General features: G+C 72.9%; 6 protein-coding genes. All 6 read right to left on the bottom strand.

What is annotated here, in order from left to right; genetic code table 11:
* Positions 1 to 1,649, bottom strand: a 1,649-nt coding sequence (locus KBX39_RS21125) for an ATP-dependent DNA helicase RecQ (protein ID WP_210872123.1), incomplete at its 3' end; no start/stop codon positions are given.
* Between the two features lie 47 nt (positions 1,650 to 1,696).
* Entirely contained in the window at positions 1,697 to 2,446 is a 750-nt protein-coding gene (locus KBX39_RS21120) for an SDR family NAD(P)-dependent oxidoreductase (protein ID WP_210872121.1), read from the bottom strand.
* A gap of 118 nt (positions 2,447 to 2,564) precedes the next feature.
* On the bottom strand, positions 2,565 to 3,674 hold the full coding sequence (locus KBX39_RS21115; RefSeq protein ID WP_166457656.1) for a branched-chain amino acid ABC transporter permease: 1,110 nt from the start codon (positions 3,672 to 3,674) through the stop codon (positions 2,565 to 2,567).
* Entirely contained in the window at positions 3,671 to 4,561 is an 891-nt protein-coding gene (locus KBX39_RS21110) for a branched-chain amino acid ABC transporter permease (RefSeq protein WP_043328154.1), read from the bottom strand. Before KBX39_RS21110 ends, KBX39_RS21115 begins: the two co-directional genes overlap by 4 nt.
* Positions 4,558 to 5,292, bottom strand: a complete 735-nt coding sequence (locus KBX39_RS21105; protein ID WP_069088018.1) for an ABC transporter ATP-binding protein — start codon at positions 5,290 to 5,292, stop codon at positions 4,558 to 4,560. The genes KBX39_RS21110 and KBX39_RS21105 overlap by 4 nt, the downstream gene beginning before the upstream one ends.
* Positions 5,292 to 5,685 (bottom strand): ATP-binding cassette domain-containing protein (locus KBX39_RS21100; RefSeq protein ID WP_210872119.1); only part of this gene is annotated, 394 nt, incomplete at its 5' end. The genes KBX39_RS21100 and KBX39_RS21105, both read right to left, overlap by 1 nt.

Here is a 5,685-nt window from a genome sequence, read left to right as displayed (position 1 = left end):
CCCCACCCCAGGTCGGAGAGGCGTCCCACGGCCCGGCCGGGCAGCGCCTGCTCCGCCGGGGGGATGCGGCCCTTCAGGGGTACGCGGACCGCCTCCAACCCGGTCGGCCAGAGCTTCTTCGGCGGGATCGCGACGCCGGGGCGCCCGAGGAACGTCTGCGCGGCGGTCAGCGCCTCGTCGGAGACGGCTGCCTCGAACAGCGGGCCGGCGCAGTTGTCGCACCGCCCGCAGTCGGCCGCCCCGGTGTCGTCCAGCCCTTCCCGCAGGTAGCGCATCCGGCAGCCGGACGTCGAGGCGTACTCCCGCATGGCCCGCTGCTCGGCAGCGCGCGCGTCGGCGACGCGCCGCAACCGGGCCTCGTCGTAGACCCACGGCTCGCCGGTGGCGAGCCAGCCGCCGCGCACCCGGCGGACCGCGCCGTCCACGTCGAGCACCTTGAGCATCAGCTCCAGCCGGGCCCGGCGCAGGTCGACCACCGGTTCGAGGGCCTGGGTGGAGATCGGCCGCTCGGTGTCCAGCGCGGCGAGCACGGCGCGGACCTGTTCCTCGGGCGGGAAGGCGAGCGAGGCGAAGTACCGCCAGATGGCCGCGTCCTCCACGCCGGGCAGGAGCAGCACCTCGGCGTGCTCGACGGCCCGGCCGGCGCGGCCGACCTGCTGGTAGTAGGCGATCGGCGACGGCGGCGCGCCCAGGTGCACCACGAAGCCGAGGTCGGGCTTGTCGAAGCCCATGCCGAGCGCGCTGGTGGCGACCAGCGCCTTGATCTTGTTGTCCAGCAGGTCCTGTTCGGCGGCCCGCCGGTCGGCGTCCTCGGCCTGCCCGGTGTAGGAGGCGACCGACCAGCCCCGGCCACGCAGGAAGTCGGCCGTCTCGGTGGCCGCCGCGACAGTGAGCGTGTAAATGATCCCCGAGCCGGGGAGCCGGTCCAGGTGGTCGGCCAGCCAGGCCAGGCGGTGGGCCGGGCTCGGCAGATCGAGTACGCCCAGGCGCAGCGACTCCCGGTCGAGCGTGCCCCGCAGCACCAGCGCGTCACCGAGTTGCTCGGCCACGTCCTGCGTGACCCGGGCGTTGGCGGTGGCGGTGGTGGCCAGCACCGGCGTGCGCTCGGGCAGGTTGGCCAGGAACGTGCGCAGCCGCCGGTAGTCGGGGCGGAAGTCGTGCCCCCAGTCGGAGACGCAGTGCGCCTCGTCCACCACCAGCAGCCCGGTGGTGGCGGCGAGCTTCGGCAGTACGCCGTCGCGGAAGTCCGGGTTGTTCAGCCGCTCCGGGCTGATCAGCAGCACGTCGACCGCCCCGGCGTGGATCTCGGCGGTGATCTCGTCCCACTCGTCCAGGTTCGCCGAGTTGATGGTGCGGGCCCGGATGCCGGCGCGGGCGGCCGACTCGACCTGGTTGCGCATCAGCGCCAGCAGCGGCGAGACGATCACCGTCGGCCCGTGCCGGTTGCCCTCGCGCAGCAGCGCGGTCGCCACGAAGTAGACGGCCGACTTGCCCCAGCCGGTGCGCTGCACGCAGAGCACCCGCCGCCGGTCGACCACCAGGGCCTCGATGGCCCGCCACTGGTCCTCGCGCAGCCGGGCGTGGTCACCCGCCAGCCGCCGCAGCACCGCTTCGGCGCGTTCCCGTACGGCCGTCCGATCCTGGCTCATCCGGCATTTCTACCAGGGGTGGCGGGGGCCGCCGTCCCTTCCGCGTGTCAGCGGCCGAGTACGGAACCGCCGTTGACGCCGAGCACCTGCCCGGTGACGTACCCGGCGGACGGGCCGACCAGGTAGCTGACCGCCGCCGCGATGTCGTCCGGCACACCGGCTCGGCCGACGAGCGTGGCGGCGACGCGCTTGGCGTGCCCCTCGGGCGTCATCCGGTCGCCGAAGAACTCGGTCTCGGCCACGTAGCCAGGGCTGACCACGTTCACGGTGATCTGGTCCGGGCCGAGTTGGGCGGCCAGGTCGTACGCCCAGCCGTGCAGCGCGGCCTTCGCGGCCGAGTACGGCCCGCCGCCGCCGCGCTGCGCGGCGATCGAGCTGAGCAGGACAACCCGGCCGCCGGGGCGGCGCAGGGCGGGCAGCAGCGCCTCGGTGAGCAGTACGGCGGTGAGCACGTTGGCGTCCAGGTTGGCCCGCCACCAGTCCGCCACCCCGCCGAGCGAATCGGTGGACCCGCCCAGGAATCCACCGGCGTTGTTGACGACGGCGTCCACGGCGCGCTCACCCACGGCGTCCACGACCGCGCCGACCTGCCCCGGATCGGTCAGGTCGGCGACGACGGCCGTGACCGCCCCGTCCCGCCCGCTCTCGTCAGAGATCCGCCGCGCGGCGGCGTCGAGCACGTCCCCCCGCCGCCCCACCACGAGAACGTCGAACCCGTCCCCGACGAGCCCCCGTGCCACGGCAGCCCCGATCCCGGTCCCACCCCCACTGACCACAGCCAGCCGCCGCTCCCCCATGACCGCTCCCCTTCCCCGCTCCCCGCTCTCCCCGTTGATCAAGGAGTTTGCGTCATCCTAACCGCGAAATCAGGACACAAACTCCTTGATCAACGGGGTGGAGGGAGGGGGCCGGAGGTCAGCGGGGGCGGTGGAGGGCCTTCAGGAGGGGGGTCACGCGGGAGCGCAGGCTGGCCAGGCCGCCGGGGAAGAAGTAGACGGCCAGGATGAACACCGTGCCCAGGACGAACAACGGCTGGCTCAGCGGGTGACTGAGGAACGCGGGCAGGCTGTTCACCGCGTCGCTGCTGCCGAACGCGGTGAGCCGGTGGTCCAGGTACATGTACAGGACGCCGCCCAGCACCGGCCCCCACCGCGTACCGGGGCCGCCGAGCACCACCATGACCAGCAGCGACAGCGTCAGCTCCGACGAGGTGATGTGCGGGCTGGCACCGCCGACGATCAGCACGTAGACCACCCCACCGGCCGACGCGAGCCCACCGGCGAGCGTGAACGCGACCAGCTTGAACCGGTACGGGTCGAGCCCGAGCACGCCGATCCGCCGCTCGTCGTCGCGCAGCCCAGCCAGCACCCGTCCGGTCGGCGAGGCGCTGACCCGGTGCACGACCAGGACCACCATGGCCAGGTACGCCAGCGCCAGCCAGTACAGGTTCACCGTGTTGGTGACGCCCACCAAGGCAGCCGGCAGCCCCGACACGTCCAGCGGCAGGCCCTCCTCGCCGCCGGTGAGGCCACCGAAGTCGCGGGCCACCAGGATCGCCCCGACCTGCGCGAACGCCAGCGTCACCATGGCGAACGCGATGCCGACGGTGCGCAGCGCCACCGCGCCGAGCAGCGCGGCGAGCGTGGTCCCGCCGATCACCGTGAGCACGGCGGCCTGCCACAGCGGCAGCCCGGCCTTGGTGACCAGGATGTCGGTGCCGTACACCCCGGCGGCGAAGTAGAGGGCGTGGCCGAAGGAGAGCATTCCGGTACGCCCGAACAGCAGGTCGTATCCGGCCGCGAGCCCGCCGAACACCAGGCAGATGGCGAGCAGTTGCAGCGTGCCCGGCGAGTTCAGCGGCCCCTCGAAGATCCCGGGCAGGTTCAGCGTCGAGTACGGCAGGATCGCCGCCACCACCAGGGCCACCAACGGCAGGTACGGACGCAGGCCGTGCCAGCGGGAACGCCCGGGGGTCAGTTCGTCGGGCACCTGCGCCGGAGGCGCGTCGACCACCGAGTTGGTCATGCGTGAGCCACCTTTCCGGCCAGGCCCTGCGGACGCAGCAGCAGCACCACGGCGAGCAGACCGACCACGCACAGGTCGCCCAGCCCGGACGTGCCGTAGTAGTTGACGAACTGTTGCAGCAGCCCCACCGCGACTGCCGCGTACGCGGACCCGACCACCGAGCCCATCCCGCCGATCACCACCACGATGAACGCGAAGATCAGCAGTGAGCCGCCCTGCCCCGGCGAGACGGTGCCGAAGTAGACGCCGCCGAGCGCGCCGGCCAGCGCGGCGGCGGCCCCGCCGATCGCGAAGACCAGCGTGAACGCCTTGCGCACGTCGATGCCGAGCGCCGTCACCATCTCCCGGTTCTCCACGCCGGCCCGGATGATCAGGCCGTACCGGGTCCAGCGCAGGAACGCCAGCAACGCGCCGAGCACCACAGCGGCGGCGACGATCAGCAGCAGCCCGGCGTTCGGCACCTGCGCGCCGAGCACCGACGTCACGTTCCGGCTCCACTCCGGGCGCGGGAACGGTCGCGGGTCGGCGCCCCAGGTGGCCTGGAGCAGCGCCACCCCGGCGAGCGACAGGCCGACGGTGACGAGCACCTGCTCGATGGTGCGGGAGTAGAGCGGCCGGATCAGCACCAGCTCCACCAGCACGGCGACGAGCGAACCGGCCAGCACGCCGAAGACGACGGCGAGCACGAAGCCGAACCCGTCCGGTCCGGCGCCGGGCAGGTTGCCCGAGGCCCACCACGTCGCGTACGCGCCCACGCCGAGGAACAGCCCGTGCGCGAAGTTGAGCACGTCGGCGAGGCCGAACACCAGCGACAGGCCGGAGGCGACGAGGAAGTAGAGCGCCGCCAGGCCCAGCCCGGTCAGCGTCAGCAGGACCACGGTGTTCACGCGTGCACCTCCCCGGAGCCAGAACCCACACCGAGCAACGACTTCGTCAACGCGGTCTCCAGCAGCAACTCCTGGGCGTCACCGGTCCAGGCGACCTTGCCGGCGGAGAGCACCACCGCGTCGGTCGCCAGCCGCCGTACCACCGCCAGGTTCTGCTCGACCAGCAGCACCGGCACGGATTCCGCGACCCGTTCCAGCACCTCGGCCACTTCGGTCACCACCTTCGGCGCCAGCCCTTTCGTCGGCTCGTCGACGAGCAGCAGCCGGTTGTCGTTGAGCAGCACCCGGCCGATCGCGAGCATCTGCTGCTGCCCGCCGGACAGCGAGCCGGCCCGTTGCCGTCCGCGCCGCTCCAGCTCCGGGAAGAGCGAGAAGACCTTGTCGTACGCGGGCGCGACACCGCGCCGTTCCGCGAGCCGCAGATTCTCCGCGACGGTGAGCCCGGCGAAGACGCAGCGGTCCTCCGGCACGTAGCCGAGGCCGTCGCGGACCAGCCGGTGGGTGGGGCGGGCGAGCAGGCTGCGCGCCCCCATGCGTACGCTGCCGCGCACCTCGCCGCCGCGCGGCGTCAGCCCGACGATCGCGCGCAGCGTGGTGGTCTTGCCGACGCCGTTGCGCCCGAGCAGCACCGTCACGCCGGTCGGCGCGACCTCGAACGACACGCCCTGGAGGATGTGCAGTCCGGCGATCCGCACGGACAGGTCCGCCACGGACAGGACAGGTTCGGTCATCAGAGCGCCTCCCCCAGGTACGCCTCCTGCACTGTGGCGTTCGCCATCACCGTCTCCGGGGTGTCGCACGCCAGCAGCGCGCCGTGGTGCATCACGGCGATCCGGTCGGCCAGTTCCAGGATCACGTCCATGTGGTGTTCCACCATGAGCACCGCCCGGCCGCTGTCCCCGGTCAGCGACTTGATCACGCTGACCAGCTCGGGCACGTCCTCGGCGCTCACCCCGGCCATCGGCTCGTCCAGCAGCATCACCCGGGGCTCCCCGGCGAGCAGCAGCGCGATCTCCAGCTTGCGCTTCTCGCCGTGGGCCAGGGTGCCGGCGAGCGCCGTACCCCTGTGGTGCAGGCCGACCCGGTCGAGCGCCGCGTCGGCGGCGGCGGCCACCACCCGGTCG

The organism is Micromonospora sp. D75 (assembly GCF_018070405.1).
In the GTDB taxonomy this organism is placed as follows: domain Bacteria; phylum Actinomycetota; class Actinomycetes; order Mycobacteriales; family Micromonosporaceae; genus Micromonospora; species Micromonospora chalcea.
This window is presented reverse-complemented; position numbering and strand designations above follow the sequence as displayed.

Coding starts and splice junctions, on each gene's coding strand:
- KBX39_RS21120 (WP_210872121.1), bottom strand. CDS start 2,446: ATGGGGGAGCGGCGGCTGGCTGTGGTCAGTGGGGGTGGGACCGGGATC.
- KBX39_RS21115 (WP_166457656.1), bottom strand. CDS start 3,674: ATGACCAACTCGGTGGTCGACGCGCCTCCGGCGCAGGTGCCCGACGAA.
- KBX39_RS21105 (WP_069088018.1), bottom strand. CDS start 5,292: ATGACCGAACCTGTCCTGTCCGTGGCGGACCTGTCCGTGCGGATCGCC.